The organism is Paramaledivibacter caminithermalis DSM 15212, from assembly GCF_900142245.1.
Lineage (GTDB): Bacteria > Bacillota > Clostridia > Peptostreptococcales > Caminicellaceae > Paramaledivibacter > Paramaledivibacter caminithermalis.
Genome location: NZ_FRAG01000014.1, coordinates 55084 through 76099, shown reverse-complemented (window position 1 = coordinate 76099; position 21016 = coordinate 55084). Strand labels below are relative to the sequence as shown.

The window sequence follows — 21016 nt, the reverse complement described above, 5'->3', positions numbered from 1 at the left end:
ATAAGTTTCCTTTTTAGAGGGGCATTTACTATACATAGTTTGCACCATATCTTCTAAATGTTTTGTGAAACCTAGCTCTACCGAATTTACACACTGATATTGGAATACTATTAATAATCCTATATGGATTATTGGTGTAACCAAGTATAGATGTAATTTCTTTTCGAATTTCATCTATTACTGAGTGTAATGCTCTACGGGTTCTATTAAATCGGCTTCTATCACAAAATTTAGGAAATAAGTCTCTAAAATTCTTTCTGCAAAACCCAAACCAAGTTTTCTCGGAATCAATGGTTAACAATTCCCTAACAATACTGATGGTAATTATTTCACTATCACTTAGTATACAATCATTGATATTTCTACGTTCTTTAATATATGTTGGGGTAATGTTTTGGTAAATATCATCAATTATGACATAACTGACAATAATAAAGTCTTTTAAATCATCTATTTCTTTGATAGAATATTTCTTATGAAGCTCCAGCATATGTTTTCCTCCTATCTTAATTTCTTAGTAGTTATTAATGATAGGTTAACATAATTTGCTGGGGTTTTTCTATTTGTAAATTTTAACTAGCACAACGAGTTAATTTAATAATTCTATTAATTTTAAACATAAACAAGCTTGTCTATAGTTATAATTTGACTCATTATTCCAAATATGTTAATAATTTTATTGTAAATATTTTCCGACACTATATTTTAAAAAACGTTTATAGTAACTATATACCACTTCAACTAACTCTCAAAAACTTACTCCATTCAATTTTAATCTTCGTTTTATTAAGTAATTACTACTATTATCTTCTCCGTAATACTAAAGAATAAATCCATGTGGAATTTCGCAACTGCCAAAAAATCAATATATCCCAATAATATATATACCTTGATATAATAAGACCAGTAGATATCAATTGTAATATTAACTACTGGTCTTTGAAAACTTAATATGACGATATATAGATTTCCAATAGTAAAACTTAATTTATACATATTAAAATATGCAAAGCTTTTGAGAATTTTTGATGTGTATAAATTAACTGTTTTAGTAAAATATCTATAGATATCCAATATCAAAACTAAAATTATACTATAATTTTTTTATAAATTAATCAATTGCAATTACAAGAAATAAAAAAATGTATAATTTAAGAAATGTATAATTCAAGTTATCAGTTTATATATTTATATAAATATATAACATAAATAAAACCCAGCAATAAGAGCTAGGATACTATTTATAATATGATTTCCTAAATCAAAGTGACGATTCTTTCTGACTCACCATCTCGAAAGACAAACGAAACGTCCCCTTGTCACCATATGATTTCCTAAATCAAAGTGACGATTCTTTCTGACTCACCATCTCGAAAGACAAACGAAACGTCCCCTTGTCAGTTATAATTTATCGACCTCCTAGTGTTTTTATATCACAGGAGGTCGAAAAGCTATTTTACAAGTACAATATATCGCAATATTCTATATCTATAAAAATATAATCAGTAGACTTTTCTAATAGGCCTTAGCCACATAAACCATATGCTTAGCTTCTTTGCCGCAGAAGTGACATTTATCACCAAGGTCTTCTTGCTCAAATGGCATACATCTGATGGTAGCTCCTGTTTCTATCTTAATATGTTCTTCACATTCCCTTTCTCCACACCACATAGCCTTTGCAAAGCCAGGTTTTTCTTCCATCTTTTCTTTGAAATCTTCAAGACTTTCTATACTATACGTGTTTTCATCTCTATGTTTTCTTGCTCTTTCAAGCATATCGCTTTGAATAGTTTCTAATAGCTTAGATATAGTTTCAGCTAATCCATCTATTGGTATAGCTTCTTTTTCTAATGTATCTCTTCTAGCTGCCATTACTTGGTTATTTTTAATATCCCTAGGACCTATTTCGATACGAACAGGTACACCCTTCATTTCATATTCGTTGAACTTCCATCCTGGTGAATAATTTTCATTGTCATCAAGCTCTACCCTTAAACCTATATCTTGAAGCTGCTTCTTAAGTTTATAAGCTTTATCAAGAACTCCTTCCTTATGCTGTGCTATTGGTATAATTACTACCTGAATTGGAGCTAATCTTGGAGGTAATACTAGTCCTCTATTGTCTCCATGGACCATGATAACTCCACCAATAAGCCTTGTAGATACACCCCATGAAGTATGATATGGGTTCTGCATATCTCCGTTTCTATCTAAAAATGAAATGTCAAAGGCCTTTGTAAAATGCTGACCAAGATTATGGGAAGTACCTGCTTGAAGAGCCTTGCCATCATGCATTAATGCTTCCATTGTATAGGTAGCATATGCTCCTGCAAATTTTTCTTTATCACTCTTCCTACCTGTTACCACAGGAATCGCAAGTAGATTTTCAGCCATATCTCTATATATATCCAATATCTTCAGTGTTTCTTCCTGTGCTTCATCATAGGTTTCATGTAATGTATGCCCTTCTTGCCATAAAAACTCAGAAGTCCTTAAAAATGGTCTTGTACTCTTTTCCCACCTTACAACACTACACCATTGGTTATATAAATAAGGCAGCTCTCTATAGGATTTTAACCATTTTGCATACATTGAACAAATAATAGTCTCAGAGGTTGGTCTAACGCAAAGTCTTTCTGCTAGTTCTTCTTTTCCGCCATGAGTTACCCATGCAACCTCTGGAGCAAAGCCTTCAACATGCTCTGCTTCTTTTTGTAATAGATTTTCAGGTATTAAAAGTGGGAAATAACAATTTTTATGTCCAGTTTCTTTAAATTTCTTGTCTAGATAGCTTTGGATATTTTCCCAAAGAGCATATCCATAGGGCTTTATTACCATGAAGCCCTTTACAGGTGAATAATCCACAAGGTCAGTTTTTCTGATAACATCTGTATACCATTGTGGAAAATCGACTTCCATAGGTGTAATTTCTTTAACAAAATCTTTATCTTTCTTAGCCATAATAACACTCCTTATATAATATTTAGTTGAAAGTTCCATTTTCCAAGTTACAAGTTTTCAAGTGTTTTTTATGGTCCTTATAAGCAAAGCCCAATTCCTAAAGCAAGGTCTTAAAAGCTTTCATCTATATAACTGATAAAATACTAAATCTTACTAGAAAATTTATATTTAAACTTGTTTTTTGTAACCTGTAACTTGTAACGTTTCAATTTCTTTTTACAAAAACAAAACCTTCATCTCTGTTTTTTAGAGACGAAGGTGATTCGCGGTACCACTCTAATTAATCTATGACCATTTATGCTTTTAAATTAATATCCACAGATTATCTTTTTGCGATGATAACGGTTTCGCCACCGTATGACTTCTTCATTCCGTCATAAGCTCTGGGACGGGTTCAAAATGAATAAATCCTGTAAAATCTTTCAGCCAATGGATTCTACTCTCTAAAGGCATCTTCATTTCTACTTGTTCCCTTCATAGCCAAGGCATATATCATTTTTTTGCAAATATAAAACTTACTAACATTATATTTAAATCACTTTATTTTGTCAACACTTACTACTGCCTCTGCAGCAATGCCTTTTTCTTCACCTGCGAAACCTAATCTCTCAGTAGTTGTTGCCTTTACATTAACACAATCTACGCCAATATTTAATGTCTTTGATATATTTAATCTCATCTGTTGGATATGTGGTGCCATTTTAGGCTTTTGGGCAATTATAATTGAATCGATATTATTAACCTTATATCCATTTTCTATTAACTTATTATTTACTTGTATAAGAAGTTTAATACTAGAAGTTCCTTTATATCTTTCATCGGTATCTGGGAAATGTTTACCAATATCACCTAATGTTACTGCACCTAGCATCGCATCTATTATGGCATGCAGTAAGACATCTGCATCCGAATGTCCAAGTAACCCCTTTTCATAGGGAATATTTACTCCTCCAATAATAAGTTTTCTACCTTCTACTAATCTATGTACATCATATCCTATTCCAATACGCATAGTATTCATCCTTTCATGTTAAAGTTAAATTTAAAGTTGCATTTCATTTCTACTAAATATTCTTACTTTAAATGTACTTCTACATATTTCCCAGGAAATTATAAATATATTTCTTTTTTCGACTAAAGTATAGCATATATCTACTAATAAGTTAAAGTTCAAATATTTTTACATAAACTAAGAGAACTTATTGTTAAGCCCTCACTTAAACTTAATACTATATATTTATTTCATATTTTCTTGTTAGCACAGTTTTTCACCATCTTCTCTTATAATTAAGTATCGCTTCTGCTGTAATTAAATCTTCTGGAGTAGTTATTTTTAAATTCTCATAATCCCCTACCACCATTTTTACCTTTACTCCCATCTGTTCAACTAACATAGCATCATCGGTACCCAAAATATCTTCGGTAGCAGCAAACCTGTGGGCGTTTTTTATAATTTCTGTTTTAAATGCTTGAGGCGTTTGAGTAATCCACACATCCTTTCTCTTTGGTGTAAAGTTTACAAACCCATCTTCTTTGATAATCTTGACAGTGTCTTTAATGGGCACACCCGCTGATACAGCACCATATTCTTTAGCTCCCTCTATACAACTTTTAATGATTTCTTCTGTCACAAGTGGTCTAGCTCCATCATGTATAAGAACAATTTGTGATTTTGGATTTATTTGTGAAAGCCCATTCAAAACAGAAGCTTGTCTTTCTTTTCCTCCATTAATTATCTTTGTAACTTTTCTAAGTCTATATTTTTTTAAAACATTTTTCTTGCATAATTCTACATCATTTTTATTAATAACAAGTATGATTTCATCAATTAATGGGCTTCTTTCAAAAACCTCTAAAGTATGGATAATAATAGGCTTTCCCTTTAAAAGCAAATATTGTTTATTTAACTGAGCCTTCATTCTTGTTCCTTTTCCAGCAGCAAGTATTATAGCAGTATTCATAATAAACAAGACTCCTTTTTCACCTGTATTTATGGATAAATACGTATGACGATGTGTTGTAGTTTCAAGTCCTAAACTTTTAAATATATAGATTTCCAATAATAAAACTTAATTTATACATATCTAAATATCCAGAGCTTTTAAGGATTTTTGATATGTATAAATTAACTTTTTTACTGGAATATCTATAGTATATCACATAACAAAGCCCAGCAATAAGAGCTGGGCTATTATTAATTATAATATGATTTCCTAAGCAGTTTTATTCACCATATTCTTTGGTTTTGCAAATATAAGTCTTCCTGCTGCTGTTTGTAGCACACTTGTAACTAAAACATCCATTGTTTTTCCAATATGCTTTTTACCACCATCTACTACAATCATTGTGCCATCATCAAGGTAAGCAACTCCTTGACCCATCTCTTTTCCTTCTTTAATTACTTGTACTACCATCTCTTCACCAGGTAGAACAACTGGTTTAACTGCATTAGCCAATTCATTTATATTCAAAACAGGAACTCCTTGGAGCTCTGATACTTTATTTAGGTTAAAATCATTAGTAACGACCTTTCCCGATAATACTTGCCCTAGCTTTACTAGTTTAATGTCAACTTCAGCAATATCTTCAAAGTCCATATCGGTTATTTGAACCTCAATATCCAATTCTTTTTGTATTTTATTTAATATATCCAAACCTCTTCTCCCTCTATTTCTTTTAAGAGAATCTGAAGAATCGGCTATATGTCTTAATTCCTTTAAAACAAATTCAGGAATAACTAAAGGTCCTTCAATAAACCCCGTCTTACAAACATCGGCAATTCTACCATCAATAATGACACTTGTATCTAATATTTTGGGGACACTTGCATAAACTACCTTATTACTTACTTTATCTTTGTTGCTGCTCCTTTTAAATATGTTAGGTAAATTAATTAAATCATTAATTTTCTTAGTTGCAATACTTACACCTAAGTATCCAAGGAAAACATGTAATATGATAGAAAGTACAATGCCTACATAGGGGATAGGGATAATCAATCTGCTAATTAAATAGGCAATAATAAGTCCTATAATAAGTCCAATGGAACCTACAAGAATATCGGTAGTTGGTATTTTCTGCAGCTCAGTTTCAACCCAATTAGCACTATTTAAACCTTTCTTCATCAGCCATGGGGTTATGATGAAAAATAAGAATCCAAATATAACAGCTCCCACAATGCTAATTATTAACTCTTGTAATGTAGTTAAAGGAGCCATATTGAAAAACTGTTGGGCCTTTAAAATTTTTGAAACTAACAATCCTATTGCATATCCTGCCATTGCGCCTGCAAAAGCTAAAGAAACACGTATAATTTTATTCAGCATTTTATTTCCACCTCCTCCTTGTAATTATATCCACTGAGCTGACATTTTATAACAACAGTATTTATAGTCAAAAAAAAAGAATTTTGCATAAATTATATACTATTTTCTCATCTTTATCCATACCAATTACAAAAAAGTAATAAAATATTCATAAAAAAACTAATTTATTGTATAGATTGATTTATAAGCTTTTCTACACTAAATTCATCTGAATCATTCACTAATACTAATTCACTAACTAATATTTGTTTTGCATTATTAAGCATCTTTCTTTCTCCAGTAGAAAGACCTTTCTCTTTATCTCTAAGCATAAGATTACGAACTACCCCAGCAACCTCATAAATATCTCCACTCTTAATTTTATCCATATTTGCTCTATATCTACGATTCCAATTTTGAGGCATTTTTGATTTATCATCATTCAATACTGCTATAACCTGTTCTACTTCCTTTTCAGAAATTATTTCTCTTAACCCCATAGTATCTACGTTATCAAGGGGAATCATTACCTTCATATTCCTTAGAGGTAATCTCAGAATATAATATTTCCTCTTTTCTCCCAAAATTTCCTTTTCTTCAATAGACTCAATTATCCCTGCACCATGCATAGGATAAACCACTTTATCACCTATATTAAACATAGAATTACCTCCTATATGACATTCCACATTTCCAGTATACAGTATTTGGTACATGATGTCAAGGAATTAATTATTTTATCATAGTCACAAATGATTGTCAATATTTTTTTGTTATCAATCTATATATATCAACTATTGTAATTTGCTTGAATTTATGTATTTTTTTATATTTATTATATTGTATTTTCATTTTTTATTTTAATATCTATGTTCTTATGGATATTAACCCTTTTATTTTGTAAGCCTTTATGCTAAAATAATCATGTAAACTATAGAAATTCAAGTGTTTACTTAGGAGTGATTACTTGTGAAAGATTTATTGTGTGATAAATTTCAAAACTCTGTTGATGAAGTTTTAATACGTCATAGAAGTATATTAGATATAATAACTAAGCTCCAAGAGTCCTCTGCAAAAATCAATAGAGCTGTAATCAAATCAGTTACAAATTGCGGTTGTATAAAAATAAATGCGTCTAAGCATAAAATTCCAGAAAATATTGACTACAACAATATAAATAAATATTTAGATAGCCATCTAAAAGGTGAACTGTGTGAAGTATGCAAAGAAAAAATTATTGAAGAAATGGGACGAAATTTATTTTACCTATCTGCATTAGCCAATGACTTTGATATAAGCCTATATGACATAATTCTTAGGGAATCCAAAAAAATTGACGCATTGGGTAAATTCAACTTATATTAAAGTCCAGTGGGTTAACTTGTGATTATTTTATTATTAATAATTACAATTTTGATTTATCATTATTTTTTTAAAAGATGTCTGTCTAGGAGAATTTGGTCTCTTACTCTTCTTAATCCATCTTTAATATTCTTTGCCCTTACTTCACCTATGCCCTCTACATCATACAGTTCTTCAATACTAGCTCTTAAGATTTTTTGAAAGTTGGCAAAATAGTCTACTATATTTTTTATAACTGATCCTGGCAATCTAGGTATTTTAAACAGTATTCTATATCCCCTCGGCATTACTGGTATATCAAGAATATTTATATCATAAGAATACCCTAATATTTGAGCGATATTCGTTAAATCTAAAAGTTCCTCGGATGAAAGTTCTCTAAGTCTATTGATTATAGACTCCTTACTCTTTTCTTCTGAATCAATTCTATAATCTTCTATGACATAACCTCCATCTTCCTTGACAAAACAAATTAATTCTTCTAATTGCATACTAACTAATCGTCCTTCACTTCCTAATTCATTTATATATTTTTCAATCTCACTTGTTATTCTTATCACCATCTCTGTTCTCTGAATAACAAGGCAAACATCATATAGAGTTACCAAATCCTCAAGTTCTAGAGCACTTAAGCTAGTCATTGCTTGGTCTAAGACAGATTTGTATTTTTCCAAGGTTTGTATAGCTTGATTCGCCTTATTTAAAACTTTATTTGTATCCTGTAATATATATTTATCAGTTCCTTTATAAAGGGTTATAATATTTCTACGTTGAGATATTGATATGACTAAATTTGAAGTCTGAGTTGCAACTCTCTGTGCTATTCTATGTCTTATACCTGTTTCCGATGATGGTATGGATGGGTCTGGATTTAACTGTGTATTTGCATAGAGGATTTTTCTTTGATCAGAACTCAGTATTATGGCTCCATCCATTTTTGCCAATTCATAAAGATGTGCGGAAGTAAGCTCTGCATTTATATAAAATCCTCCATTTACAAGGTCAATCACTTCTGGGTTATCTCCTACCACTATTAAAGCTCCTGTCTTAGCTCTAAGAATATTTTCTAGCCCCTCCCTCAAAACAGTTCCTGGAGCTAAAATTCTTAATGATTCAGTTATATCTTGAATCTTATTTTTTTCTTCCTTAACCACTATGTCTACCTCCTAAAACTATGTCAAGGGCTTCATATACATTGTCAACACCTACTATTTCTATGTCTTTAAATGCAGGAAGCCCATTTGTATTTCCCTTTGGAATCACACAGGTTTTAAATCCCATTTTTACTGCTTCAGTTATTCTCTTTTCAGGATAGTTTACTGCTCTAACTTCTCCCGTCAATCCCACTTCTCCAAATATAATAGTTTGATGGTCAATAATTTTGTTCCTAAAGCTGGAGGCAATAGCACATACAATAGCTAAATCAACAGCAGGCTCACTAAGCTGTATTCCTCCCACTACATTTACATATCCATCTTGACCTTGAAGCTGAAGCCCTATTTTTTTTTCAAGAACTGCCATTAGCATAACTACTCTATTATAATCAATACCAGTTGCCATTCTCCTTGGATTACCAAAGCTTGTAGGGCTTATAAGTGCTTGTATCTCTATTAATACTGGTCTTGTGCCTTCTATGCCTGCTATAACAACTGAACCAGATGCTTCCTTTGGTCTATGGGCTAAAAATAAATGAGAAGGATTTATAACTTGTTCGAGACCATTATTGGTCATCTCAAATATTCCTATTTCGTTAGTAGACCCAAATCTATTTTTCACTGCACGAAGCACTCTATATATATTATGCTTTTCACCTTCAAAATAGAGCACTGTATCTACCATATGCTCTAATACCTTTGGTCCTGCAATTGATCCAGTCTTGGTAACATGTCCTACTATAAATGTGGCAATCCCTAGCTTCTTCGATAACTTCATAAGTGTAGCAGTGCCTTCTCTAACTTGACTAACACTACCAGGAGCAGATGTTATATCTGGATTATACACCGTTTGTATAGAATCTATAATTAGTAAATTAGGATTAATTTCTTCAATATATTTTGAAATATATTGTAAATTATTCTCTGATACTATATAAAGATTTTCATTATCTATGCTTAGTCTATCTGCTCTCATCTTAATTTGTTTAAGGGATTCTTCACCAGATACATACAACACCTTTAACCCTTTATTGCCAATATTACTAGCGACTTGAATAAGAAGAGTCGATTTTCCTATTCCTGGATCTCCACCTACCAAAACCAGTGACCCCTTAACGATTCCCCCTCCTAAAACTCTATCCAGTTCAATATTATCAGTTTTAAATCTGTCTTCAATCTGAAGCTCGATATTTTTAAGTTTTACAGGTTTTTGGGAAACAGCTTTGACTACCTCACTACTGCTTCTCTTTTTTTCAACAAATTCTTCTACAAAGCTTTGCCAACTATTACACTCTGGACACTTTCCCATCCATTTTAAAGATATATATCCACATTCTTGGCATACATATTTTGTTTTTATCTTACCCACAAACATCACCTCAAATTCTATAATTTGCTAAATTTATATATGAAATTTATGCATAATAAATGCAGGGATTCTACAATTAATTGTAGAATCCCTTTAAATTACTTCTTCTTAAATGTAAGCTTTTCTTCTTCTACATCTACTATTATATCATCTTCCTTAGATATTTTCCCCATCAATATTTCTTCTGAAAGCCTATCCTCTATCATTTTAGTAATTATCCTTTTTAGAGGTCTTGCTCCATATTCAATGTTATATCCCTTTTCTGCTAGGTAATCTTTAGCTGATTCTGTAATTTCGATAGATATTTTCATTTCCTTCAATCTATCTGTAAGCTCCACAATCATCAAATCAACTATCTCTTTAATATGTTCCTTTTGTAGTTGATGGAAAACTATAATGTCATCAACCCTATTTAAAAATTCTGGTCTAAACTGTCTCCTTAACTCACTCATTATGTTTTCCTTCATCTTTTCATATTCATCTTTCTGAGTATTTCCATCTAATCCTGCAAAACCCAATGTTTTTTGCTTCTTGATTCTACTGGCTCCTACATTTGATGTCATTATTATAACTGTATTTTTAAAATCTACTGTTCTTCCCTTCCCATCAGTAAGTCTACCATCATCTAACATTTGTAATAGAATATTAAATACATCTGGATGTGCTTTTTCTATCTCATCAAATAATATTACAGAATAAGGCTTTCTTCTTATTTTTTCTGTTAACTGTCCTCCTTCATCATAACCAACATATCCTGGAGGAGAACCTATTAGCTTAGCCACTGAATGTTTTTCCATATATTCTGACATATCTATTCTAATCATTGCACCTTCATCACCGAACATCGCCTCAGCTAGGGCTTTAGTTAATTCAGTTTTCCCCACACCTGTTGGTCCTAGGAAAATAAATGATCCAATAGGCTTTGTAGGGTCTTTAAGTCCAACCCTAGCTCTTCTTATGGCCCGTGATATAGATTCAACAGCATCCTTCTGCCCAATTACCCTTTTATGAAGTATCTCTTCCATATTAAGGAGTCTTTGTGATTCTTCCTGAGCTAATTTATTTACTGGTATCCCTGTCCATGACGAAACTACACCAGCTATTTCTTCTTCTCCTACTTGGGATTTCTCGTTTCTATTTGCCTTCCAGTTCTCTTTTTTATCCTGTAATTCCTGTAAAATATTTTTTTCTTCATCTCTAAGCTCTGCAGCCTTTTCGTAATTTTGATTAATTACAGCCTCTTCCTTCTCTTTCTTAATCCTTTCTAATTTATCTTCTAAATCCTTTAAATCTTCAGGCTGAGTAACATTATCTAATCTTACCTTTGAAGCGGCCTCATCGATTAAATCCACAGCTTTATCTGGTAAGAATCTATCTGTTATATATCTATGGGAAAGCTCGGCAGCTGCTTTAAGGGCTTCATCAGTGATTTTTACTCTATGATGGGCTTCATATCTATCCCTCAACCCCTTGAGTATCTCTATAGTATCCTCTATTGAAGGTTCTTCTACAATTATAGGCTGAAATCTTCTTTCCAATGCTGAATCCTTCTCAATATGCTTTTTATATTCATCAAGAGTTGTGGCACCTATTGCTTGTATTTCCCCCCTTGCTAAAGCTGGTTTCAGTATATTGGAAGCATCAATTGCTCCTTCTGCCCCTCCAGCTCCTATTATAGTGTGCATCTCATCAATAAACAATATTACATTGCCTGCCTGCTTAAGTTCTTCCATTACCTTTGTCAATCTTTCTTCAAATTCTCCTCTGTATTTTGCCCCTGCAAGCATTGATGCTAATGCCAATGTCACTACCCTTTTTCCCTTTAATATTTCTGGAATATTGCCTTCTACAATTTTTTGCGCAAGACCTTCTGCAATGGCAGTTTTGCCTACTCCTGGCTCTCCTATCAAGCATGGATTATTTTTTGTCCTCCTACTTAAAACCTGTATAACCCTTTGAATTTCCTTTTCTCTTCCTATGACTGGATCTAATTTTTCTGCCTTTGCCATATCAGTTAAATCTCTACCATATTTATCTAATGTAGGTGTCTTTTTATTAATTTCTTGGTTTTTACCAATTTGTGTCCCTTTTATACCACCAGTGTTTCCTAATAATTTGAGAACTTCTGAATAAACTCTATTAATATCTATACCCATACTTAATAGTATCTTTGCCGCTACCCCCTCACCTTCTCGTATTAAAGCAAGTAATAAATGTTCAGTTCCTACATAGTTATGGTTAAGTCTTCTAGCCTCATGAAAGCTAAGTTCGAAAACTGTTTTTGTTCTAGGTGTAATGGCCTGAACCTCTATTACTTCTTTGCCAACTCCTACAGCTGCCTTTATAGTTTCTCTTAATTTATCCAGTTCGATTCCCAAAGCCATTAATGCCTTCGCAGCTATCCCTTCACCTTCCCTTAAAAGACCTAAAAGAATGTGTTCGGTACCTATATAATTATGTTTTAAATTTCTTGCCTCTTCTTGAGCCAATCCTATTGCTTTTTGTGCTCTTTCAGTAAATTTATCAAACATAAACATAGCTAATTACCTCCTATCTTCCCTTTAATCTTTCTCTAATAAGCTTCGCACGCTTAATATCTCTTTCATTAGCATTTAAATTTTTACCATAAATTTTTTGTAGTATCCCTGGTTGTATATCCACCATAAGAGTGTTTATAGTATTAACATTGATATCTTCTATTATTCCTAAGTCTATTCCAAGTCTAACATCTGAAATAAGCTTTAATGCTTCCTTTGAATTCATTATCATAGCATTTGTTAGAATACCGTAGGATCTGCATATCTTATCTTCCAATTTGAGTTTATTGTTAGCCATAAGAGTCGCCCTTGCATCATTTTCTTTATTGGTTATTTGCTTTGTAACCTCTATAAGGGTCTGAACAATTTCTTCCTCTGTCCTTCCTAGGGTAACTTGATTTGAAATTTGAAATATATTACCTTCAGCTTCACTACCCTCTCCATATATGCCTCTTACTGTAAAGCCTATTTGATTTACAGCTTGAAGTATTCTATTAATATAACCTGTCATTGTTAATGCAGGTAAATGAATCATTACTGAAGCCCTTATTCCTGTTCCCACATTTGTAGGACACGAGGTTAGATAACCTATATCTTCGTCAAAAGCATATTTTACATTTTCTTCAATAATATCATCAATTTTATTTGCCATATCCCAAGCTTCTTCTAATTGCAAACCTGGGAAAAGGCATTGAATACGGATATGATCCTCTTCATTTATCATAATACTTACTGATTCATCAGTATTTGTCATTACAGCACTTTTATTTGGCTTCTCTATCAAATTAGGACTTATAAGATGCTTTTCTATTAAAATCTGCTTCTCACTATTAGATATTTCATCAATCTTAACTAATTTAAAATCATTCTTAAGTACTGTATTCCCTTCCAATATTGAATCGCTAACTTTTTTTATAACCTCTTTACTTTTTTCGTTGGTTAGAGCAATAGGAAATGGAAATTCTTCTAAATTTCTTGCAAGTCTTATTCTACTGCTAATTATAATATCCTTTTGTGGCCCTTCACCATCAATCCATTTAGTCATATTACACTCTCCCCTACTTATTTATTTCTAAGTCCTTTTCCAACAATTTTATTTTATCCCTAAGCTCTGCTGCCCTTTCAAATTCCTCCTTGTCAATAGCTCTACTTAATTCCTTTTTCATATTCATAATTTCTCTCTTTAACCTAATAATACTTCCCGTTTTTTTAGGAACCTTGCCTGTATGCTCTTGGCTACCATGAACACTTTTTATAAGGGGTTTTAATTTTTCATTAAAGGTTTTATAACAATCGGAGCATCCTAATCTTCCCAATTCCTTGAATTTACCATAGCTCATTCCACATTTACTACATGTCGTAGTCTTAATATAATCAACCTTTATAGGTGAGCTTTGAACAGAATCCAATAAACCTGCAAGAAAATTATTTATAGTAAAGGGATTCTCAAAGCTTATATCTTCACTTTTTCTAGCACATTCTTCACACAAATGTATCTCCGTCTTTTTGTTGTTTAAAATCTTTGTTAAATGAACAGTAGCTTTATTTTGTTTGCATCTCTCACATAACATATGGCTTTACCTCCTTATTTTAAGCTTCCTATCATCTAAGTAATGATGCGAGCATTGATTTTAAAACATCTGCCCTAACTGTATTTTTTATTTCAGAGTCAATGTTTAAAGCCCTATTATTTATAGCTGCCACCATTATTTTAGCTTCTCTCTCTTTTATGATACCCCTCTCTAATAAGAAATTAACCAAAGATACCGCCTTAGTCATATTTATACTTTCTCCAATTTCACCTACTATATTATATATAAGATCAGCATCATTAATTTTAAGTCTAATAATTCTTATATGTCCCCCACCGCCTCGTCTACTTTCAATGGCATATCCTTTTTCTACGGAAAACCTTGTAGTAAGGACATAATTAATCTGAGATGGGGCACAATTAAAGATGCTAGCTAATTCATTTCTTTTTATTTCTATAGTCTGACCTTCTGACTTTTTTAAAAGTTCCTTAAGAAACTCTTCTATTAAGTCGCTTAGTCTAGCCATAACATCACCTTTCATTTAACTTTGACTTTCTTTGACCTTAACTTGATAATAATAAATTTTTATTTAAGTTTCAAGTTGTATTTTTTATCATTTTACTTTATTTTAATAATATATATATTATTTTTCTTTAAATACTTTTTCTTATTCATCTTTGCTTCATATTTTTAGATATTGTTTTATATCTTTATAATATAGATCTTCAACAAGAATGATTAGGTTGAGGTTCCATTTTAGGTAGATCTTTCAAGTATAGTTTAAGGTTGAGGTTAAAGATATTCTTATAGATAGGAGAAAGGCCTCTTGCAACCTATTTTAGTTGCAAGTTCCATGTTGCAAGTTTTAAGGTCATTCTTTTAGGTCTAAAAAAGCCTAATTCCTGCTTCTAAAATTTTACTGGTAATAGTTTTAATTTTTCTTCTAATTCTTTATTTTACTCAGCTTCAGCTATATAATTTTTTATAAAAAATGTCGGAATTTTTAATCAAAAAAACCTGCAATCGCAGGTTTTTATTCTCTAATTTGTCCTTCACCATATATAATGTTTTTTATTGTTGTAAGCTCTTTAAGTCCCATGGGTCCTCTAGTATGAAGCTTCTGAGTGCTTATGCCTATCTCCGCTCCAAAGCCAAATTGACTTCCATCTGTAAATCTTGTTGATGCATTTACATATACTGCAGCAGCATCAATCTCTTTTAAGAATCTTTGTGAATTTTTATAATCATTTGTAATGATTGCTTCTGAATGATTTGTGCCATATTTATAGATATGCTCTATAGCTCCATCTATTGACTCTACAACCTTTATTGCTAATATTAAATCTAAATACTCCGTAGCCCAATCTTCCTCTGATGCAAGCTTTATATTTGATAAAATATTTTTAGAAGCCGAACATCCTCTCAGTTCTACTCCAAGTTTTATCAATTTCTCAGCCAATTGTGGAAGGAATTTTTTAGCAACGTTTTTGTTAACAAGTATTGTCTCGATAGCATTACAAACTGCTGGTCTTTGTGTTTTAGCATTTATTACTATATCCTCTGCCATTTTTAAATCTGCACTTTCATCAATATATATATGACAATTTCCTACTCCAGTTTTTATAACAGGTATAGTAGCATTATTTACCACAGAATTTATAAGTCCAGCTCCTCCCCTAGGAATTAATACATCAATATACTCATTTAATCTCATCATTTCCTTCACTACTTGTCTATCAGTAAATTCTATAAATTCTATACATCCTTGTGGTAGTCCATTTTCTATAGCAGCTTTCTTTATAATATTCACAAGAATGGTATTTGAATTAATAGCCTCTGTTCCCCCTCTTAAAATAACAGAATTTCCAGCCTTAATACATAAAGCAGCAGCATCAACCGTTACGTTTGGTCTTGATTCATATATCATACCGATAACACCTAGAGGAACTCTTATTTGACCTATTTGCAGGTTATTTTCTGTTCTCCACATTTTTTCAACTTCTCCTACTGGATCTCTTAGAGAAGCTACTTCATTAAGTCCATTGGCCATGTCATATATTCTCTTTTCATTTAATAATAACCTATCTAGCATGTATTGTGACAAACCTTTTTGTCTACCATTTTCCATATCTTTGATATTGGCGGATATAATCGAGTTTTTATTTTCCATTAAAGCTTCTGCCATAGCCTTGAGGGCTGTGTTCTTTACATGGGTCTCTTTTATAGCCATTTTTCTAGACGCACTTTTAGCCAGCTTTCCTTTTTCTATCAAATACTGCTTTACATTCACTTTAATTCCCCCCACAATTATCTTTATTAGTAATCACCATATTATTGGCATGTATTACTTCATCATAAGTCTTATAGTCTATTTTTTTCTCTATATTGGAAGTTTTATTCCCCTTTATCAAATTAATTTCAGCTGAATTATAATTTGTTATTCCCCGTGCCACTTCAACTCCTGATCTATCAACAATAGATACAATATCTCCTTTTTCAAATAAACCATCTACAGATACTATCCCAGCAGGTAATAAGCTTTTTCGATTCTGAGTTAATGCTTCTACTGCGCCATCATCTATGGTTATTTGTCCTTTTATTAAGGTATTATATGCTATCCAGCATTTTCTACTTTTTAGAGGTTTTTCATAAGCCATGAAAAAGGTTCCTATATCTTTACCTTCAACAATTTCATTGATAATATTTGGAGAAGAACCGTTTACTATTATCATTGATGAACCTGCAGATACAGCAATTTCTGCGGCTTTTATTTTAGTTATCATTCCTCCTGTCCCAAAGCTTGTGCCTGCTCCACCAGCTGCTTCTTTTATTTCATCAGAAATATTATCTACATAGCTAATTAGTTTTGCATCTGGATTTTCTTTGGGATTAGAATCATATAGTCCATCAATATCTGAAAGCAAAATAAGAAAGTCAGCTTCTACAAGACTTGTAACCATTGCAGACAATGTATCATTATCACCAAATTTAATTTCGTCAACAACTACTGCATCATTTTCATTTACAATAGGAATTACGCCCTGATTAAACAGTGTAAAAAAAGTATTTCTTGCATTTAAAAATCTTTTTCTATTCAATATATCTTCTTTAGTCAAAAGAATTTGGGCTACGGTCTTTCCATACTCAGAAAATAATTTTTCATACATATGCAATAACACGCCTTGCCCTACAGCGGCTGCCGCTTGCTTTTCTGGAATAGTTTTTGGTCTTTCTTCCAGCCCTAATTTCCCCATTCCTGCACCTATAGCTCCAGAGGATACTAAAACAATTTCTATACCTTGATTATGAATATTTGTCAATTGCCTAACTATACTCTCTATTCTATTTAAATCCAATAAACCTGTAGGATGCGTTAATGTTGATGTTCCTACCTTAACAACTATTCTTTTTATATCCTTTAAATATCTACTCCTGCATATTTTCATAGCCTAGACTCAAACTCATATTAATTATATTACAATGAGAAATAATATGAGTTTAAAAAAGTCTTGCCTCCTTTCAAATAATGTATTATCATTAAAATATTATACTAATTATTCATTAATAAATTGAAATAACTACTATTACTATATTAATTTAACAGATTATATCACAAGAACTTAAAATATTCAAATAATTTATGGAGGTATATTTATGAAAGCAAATATTGGATTTATTGGGTGTGGGAATATAGCTAATGCCATGATTGGCGGGCTAGTAAAATCTAAAGCAATATCTCCACAATCTATAATGGTCAGCAACAGAACACCTGAAAAGCTTGAAAAAATAAATGCTGAGTATAATGTTCTTACTACTATTGATAATAAGAAGGTTGCTAATTTTGCTGACGTATTAATTCTATCTGTTAAAACAAATAAATATTATAAGGTAATAGATGAAATCAAGGACAGTATTAATTCAAATACTATAGTAGTATCTCTAGCTGCTGGTAGAAGTATCCATTCCATCGAAGAAGCCTTTGCAAAAAAAGTGAAAATTGTTAGAACAATGCCAAATATACCAGCTATAGTTGGAGAAGCTATGTCTGCTCTTTGCCATAATCATTTAGTAACGAAAGAAGAATTTAGGCTGGTTCTTGATATTTTTAAAAGCTTTGGGGAAGTCGAAGTTGTAGATGAGGAATTAATGGATGTTGTCACTGCTATTTCTGGTTCTTCACCAGCTTTAGTTTATCTATTTATTGAGTCTTTAGCCGATGGAGCGGTTTTAAAGGGATTTCCTAGAAACAAGGCGTATAAAATGGTTTCTCAAGCTGTGTTAGGTGCAGCAAAAATTGTTTTAGAAACTGGGAAACATCCAGGGCAACTTAAGGATGAGGTATGCTCATCTGGAGGAACTACTATTGAGGCGATTTATTCGTTAGAGAAAAAAGGTTTTAGAGGTCATGTAATAGAAGCTATTGATAAAGGTACAGAGAAGTCCATGAAACTGGCAGGAAAGTAAACAATTACGTCTTATGATGCATTGTTAGGCTAAAATTCCGTTTAGGGTCAACCTTTTAGGTATAGATTAAGATTAAGAATTAAGGTCATCCTTTCGGGTCTTAAAAAATAAATATAAAATAGAAATACTAAATCTTTTATGTTTAGGCAGCATTTTGCTTGCAATAAAAAATCCCTGTAAATACAGGGATTTTTTATTGTAACAATAAGCTATTAATCTTCTTGCTTAGCTGCTTCTATAATTTTTTGTGCTAAATGAGCTGGTACTTCATCATATCTTTCAAATTTCATTGTAAAACTTCCTCTTGCTTGAGTCATTGAACGTAGGTCTGGAGCATATTTAAACATTTCTGCTTGAGGTGCTTCTGCAATTACCCTTTGGTAACCGTCTCCAGTTGGTTCCATACCAAGTATTCTACCTCTTCTCTTATTCATATCACCCATAATATCTCCCATATACTCTTCTGGTATAAGAACTTCTACATGCATGATTGGCTCTAGCAGCACAGGATTTGCTTTTTCAATTCCCTTCTTAAATGCAAGGGAAGCTGCAATCTTAAACGCCATTTCACTAGAATCAACTGAGTGATAAGAACCATCAAATAACGTTGCTTTAACATTAACCACTGGGAATCCTGCAAGAACTCCCTTTTCCATTGATTCTCTTAGCCCTTTTTCAACTGCTGGTATATACTGCTTTGGAACTGAACCTCCAAATATTTCTTCAGCAAATTCAAATTCTTCAGTTGAAGGTTCAAATCTTATATGAACATCACCATACTGACCTGCACCACCACTTTGTTTCTTATGCTTTCCTTGAACACTTGAAGTCCCTTTAATAGTTTCTCTAAATGCAATTTTAGGATCTACAAGATCTACTTCAACACCAAAGTTATTCTTCATTTTATTCGTTATTACAGTAAGCTGCATATTCCCTTGTCCACCGATAAGCAGCTGTTTAGTTTCTTTATTTCTCTCAACTACAAAGGTTGGGTCTTCTTCTGTCAACCTATGGAGTGAAGTACCTATTTTTTCTTCATCTCCCTTTGACTTAGGTTCTACAGCAAGGAATAAACAAGGCTCTGGAAATTTTATTCCATGATATTTTATTGGAGCACTCTTATCACAAAGGGTGTCCCCTGTTTCTGTATATTGAAGCTTAGCTATGGCACCAATGTCACCTGCAACTATAGAATCACATTCCAATTGATTTTTTCCTCTAAGCATAAACAAACTGCCTATTTTTTCTTTTTCATCTTTATTTGCATTAAGGACTTCCATATCCTTAGTTAATTTTCCTGAGTAAACCTTAAATAAAGATATTTTTCCTACAAAGGGGTCAACAATTGTTTTAAATACTAAGGCTGAGAAAGGTTCCTTTTCATCTACTTTTCTAATTATTACTTCATCATTATCAGGGCTTACACCTTCATATTCTCCATTATGCATATCTTTAGGTGTAGGCATGTAATCAGATGTCATTTCAAATAATGTATGTATACCTATATTATTTACAACAGAACCTACAAGAACTGGTACAACATCCCCTGCCAATACACCTTTTCTTAAACCTTCATGGATTTCTTCGGTAGTAAATTCTTCACCTTCAAAATATTTTTCAAGTAATTCTTCATCGCTTTCTGCAACTGATTCAATAAGCATTTCTCTAATAGGTGCTATTTTATCCTCCATGCCTGCTGGAACATCCACATTTACACATTCTTTGCCGTTGTATTCTCTTCCAATCATATCCACAACATTTACGAAACCTTTAAAATCTACACCTTCTCCAATAGGAATTGCAAACGGAGCAATCTTTTTACCAAAGGCATCCCTTAAACCTTTAATTAATTTATCATAGTTAACGTTTTCCTTATCCATTTTATTAATAAATATAATCTTTGGCATCTTTCTTTCTTCCGTATATTTCCATGCTTTTTCAGTCCCAACTTCAACACCTGAAGTTGCATCTACCATAATAATAGCTCCTCCTGCTACTCTAAGGGCGCTTATAACTTCACCTGAAAAATCAAAATATCCAGGAGTATCCAATATATTATATTTAGAATTATTCCATTCTATCGGAATAACTGAAGTCCCTATTGAAAATTGTCTAGATATTTCTTCCTTATCAAAATCTGATACTGTATTTCCATCTTCTACCTTACCCATTCTTTTAATAACACCTGTAGTATATAGCATTGCTTCTGTTAGTGTAGTCTTGCCGCTTCCACCATGTCCTAATAATGCAACATTTCTTATTTTGTCTACTTTATAATTCTTCATACTTTTCCTCCTCGCCTTATTCTTTATTGGAACATTTTGATATTTAT

Annotated in this window: 17 protein-coding genes, 1 pseudogene and 1 other annotated feature; of the genes and pseudogenes, 2 read left to right on the top strand and 16 right to left on the bottom strand. The window is 32.1% G+C overall.

Annotated features, from left to right (window positions below; translation table 11 throughout):
- From BUB36_RS07505 to BUB36_RS07480, 7 genes and pseudogenes are all read right to left on the bottom strand, one after another.
- A pseudogene (locus BUB36_RS07505) lies at nt 1-490 on the bottom strand (IS982 family transposase); the annotation flags it as partial.
- Nucleotides 491-786: 296 nt separating this feature from the next.
- Complete coding sequence (locus BUB36_RS19425) at nt 787-996, bottom strand: hypothetical protein (RefSeq protein ID WP_131821220.1); 210 nt, start codon at nt 994-996, stop codon at nt 787-789.
- Nucleotides 997-1515: 519 nt separating this feature from the next.
- Nucleotides 1516-2961 carry a proline--tRNA ligase gene (gene proS / locus BUB36_RS07500; RefSeq protein WP_073148613.1) on the bottom strand — a complete coding sequence of 482 codons (1446 nt, stop codon included), beginning with the start codon at nt 2959-2961 and terminating at the stop codon, nt 1516-1518.
- A 245-nt stretch (nt 2962-3206) separates the two neighbouring features.
- Nucleotides 3207-3448 (bottom strand) — a binding site (T-box leader).
- A 48-nt stretch (nt 3449-3496) separates the two neighbouring features.
- Nucleotides 3497-3973, bottom strand: coding sequence for a 2-C-methyl-D-erythritol 2,4-cyclodiphosphate synthase (gene ispF, locus BUB36_RS07495; protein WP_073148611.1), 477 nt, complete (start codon nt 3971-3973; stop codon nt 3497-3499).
- Between the two features lie 256 nt (nt 3974-4229).
- Complete coding sequence (ispD, locus tag BUB36_RS07490) at nt 4230-4922, bottom strand: 2-C-methyl-D-erythritol 4-phosphate cytidylyltransferase (RefSeq protein WP_073148609.1); 693 nt, start codon at nt 4920-4922, stop codon at nt 4230-4232.
- 252 nt (nt 4923-5174) lie between these two features.
- Complete coding sequence (locus BUB36_RS07485; RefSeq protein WP_073148607.1) at nt 5175-6287, bottom strand: PIN/TRAM domain-containing protein; 1113 nt, start codon at nt 6285-6287, stop codon at nt 5175-5177.
- A gap of 164 nt (nt 6288-6451) precedes the next feature.
- On the bottom strand, nt 6452-6928 hold the full coding sequence (locus BUB36_RS07480) for a CarD family transcriptional regulator (RefSeq protein WP_073148605.1): 477 nt from the start codon (nt 6926-6928) through the stop codon (nt 6452-6454).
- Between the two features lie 307 nt (nt 6929-7235).
- Between BUB36_RS07480 and BUB36_RS07475 the strand changes: the two genes are divergently transcribed.
- On the top strand, nt 7236-7631 hold the full coding sequence (locus BUB36_RS07475) for a nucleoside triphosphate pyrophosphohydrolase family protein (RefSeq protein ID WP_073148603.1): 396 nt from the start codon (nt 7236-7238) through the stop codon (nt 7629-7631).
- Between the two features lie 59 nt (nt 7632-7690).
- Here BUB36_RS07475 and disA read toward each other — a convergent pair whose 3' ends face one another.
- The 8 genes from disA to proB form a co-directional block, all read right to left on the bottom strand.
- Entirely contained in the window at nt 7691-8782 is a 1092-nt protein-coding gene (disA, locus tag BUB36_RS07470) for a DNA integrity scanning diadenylate cyclase DisA (protein ID WP_073148601.1), read from the bottom strand.
- Complete coding sequence (gene radA, locus BUB36_RS07465; protein ID WP_073148599.1) at nt 8775-10151, bottom strand: DNA repair protein RadA; 1377 nt, start codon at nt 10149-10151, stop codon at nt 8775-8777. Before radA ends, disA begins: the two co-directional genes overlap by 8 nt.
- Nucleotides 10152-10249: 98 nt before the next feature.
- A complete protein-coding gene (locus BUB36_RS07460) occupies nt 10250-12688 on the bottom strand; it encodes an ATP-dependent Clp protease ATP-binding subunit (RefSeq protein WP_073148597.1) in 2439 nt (812 codons plus the stop codon).
- Nucleotides 12689-12701: 13 nt separating this feature from the next.
- Nucleotides 12702-13733: a protein arginine kinase gene (locus tag BUB36_RS07455; protein ID WP_073148595.1), complete on the bottom strand. Its 1032-nt coding sequence runs from the start codon at nt 13731-13733 to the stop codon at nt 12702-12704.
- A 13-nt stretch (nt 13734-13746) separates the two neighbouring features.
- Nucleotides 13747-14259, bottom strand: a complete 513-nt coding sequence (locus tag BUB36_RS07450; protein ID WP_073148593.1) for a UvrB/UvrC motif-containing protein — start codon at nt 14257-14259, stop codon at nt 13747-13749.
- A 31-nt stretch (nt 14260-14290) separates the two neighbouring features.
- Complete coding sequence (locus BUB36_RS07445; RefSeq protein ID WP_330390447.1) at nt 14291-14761, bottom strand: CtsR family transcriptional regulator; 471 nt, start codon at nt 14759-14761, stop codon at nt 14291-14293.
- Nucleotides 14762-15253: 492 nt separating this feature from the next.
- The gene (locus BUB36_RS07440; RefSeq protein WP_073148591.1) at nt 15254-16510 is read right to left on the bottom strand and encodes a glutamate-5-semialdehyde dehydrogenase; all 1257 of its coding nucleotides are present in this window, start codon (nt 16508-16510) and stop codon (nt 15254-15256) included.
- Between the two features lies 1 nt (nt 16511).
- Nucleotides 16512-17666: a glutamate 5-kinase gene (gene proB, locus BUB36_RS07435; protein WP_073148589.1), complete on the bottom strand. Its 1155-nt coding sequence runs from the start codon at nt 17664-17666 to the stop codon at nt 16512-16514.
- A gap of 208 nt (nt 17667-17874) precedes the next feature.
- On the opposite strand from proB, the gene proC reads away from it, so the two are divergent.
- Nucleotides 17875-18684, top strand: coding sequence for a pyrroline-5-carboxylate reductase (gene proC, locus BUB36_RS07430; RefSeq protein WP_073148587.1), 810 nt, complete (start codon nt 17875-17877; stop codon nt 18682-18684).
- A 212-nt stretch (nt 18685-18896) separates the two neighbouring features.
- Here proC and fusA read toward each other — a convergent pair whose 3' ends face one another.
- Complete coding sequence (gene fusA / locus BUB36_RS07425; protein WP_073148585.1) at nt 18897-20969, bottom strand: elongation factor G; 2073 nt, start codon at nt 20967-20969, stop codon at nt 18897-18899.
- Between the last annotated feature and the right edge of the window lie 47 nt (nt 20970-21016).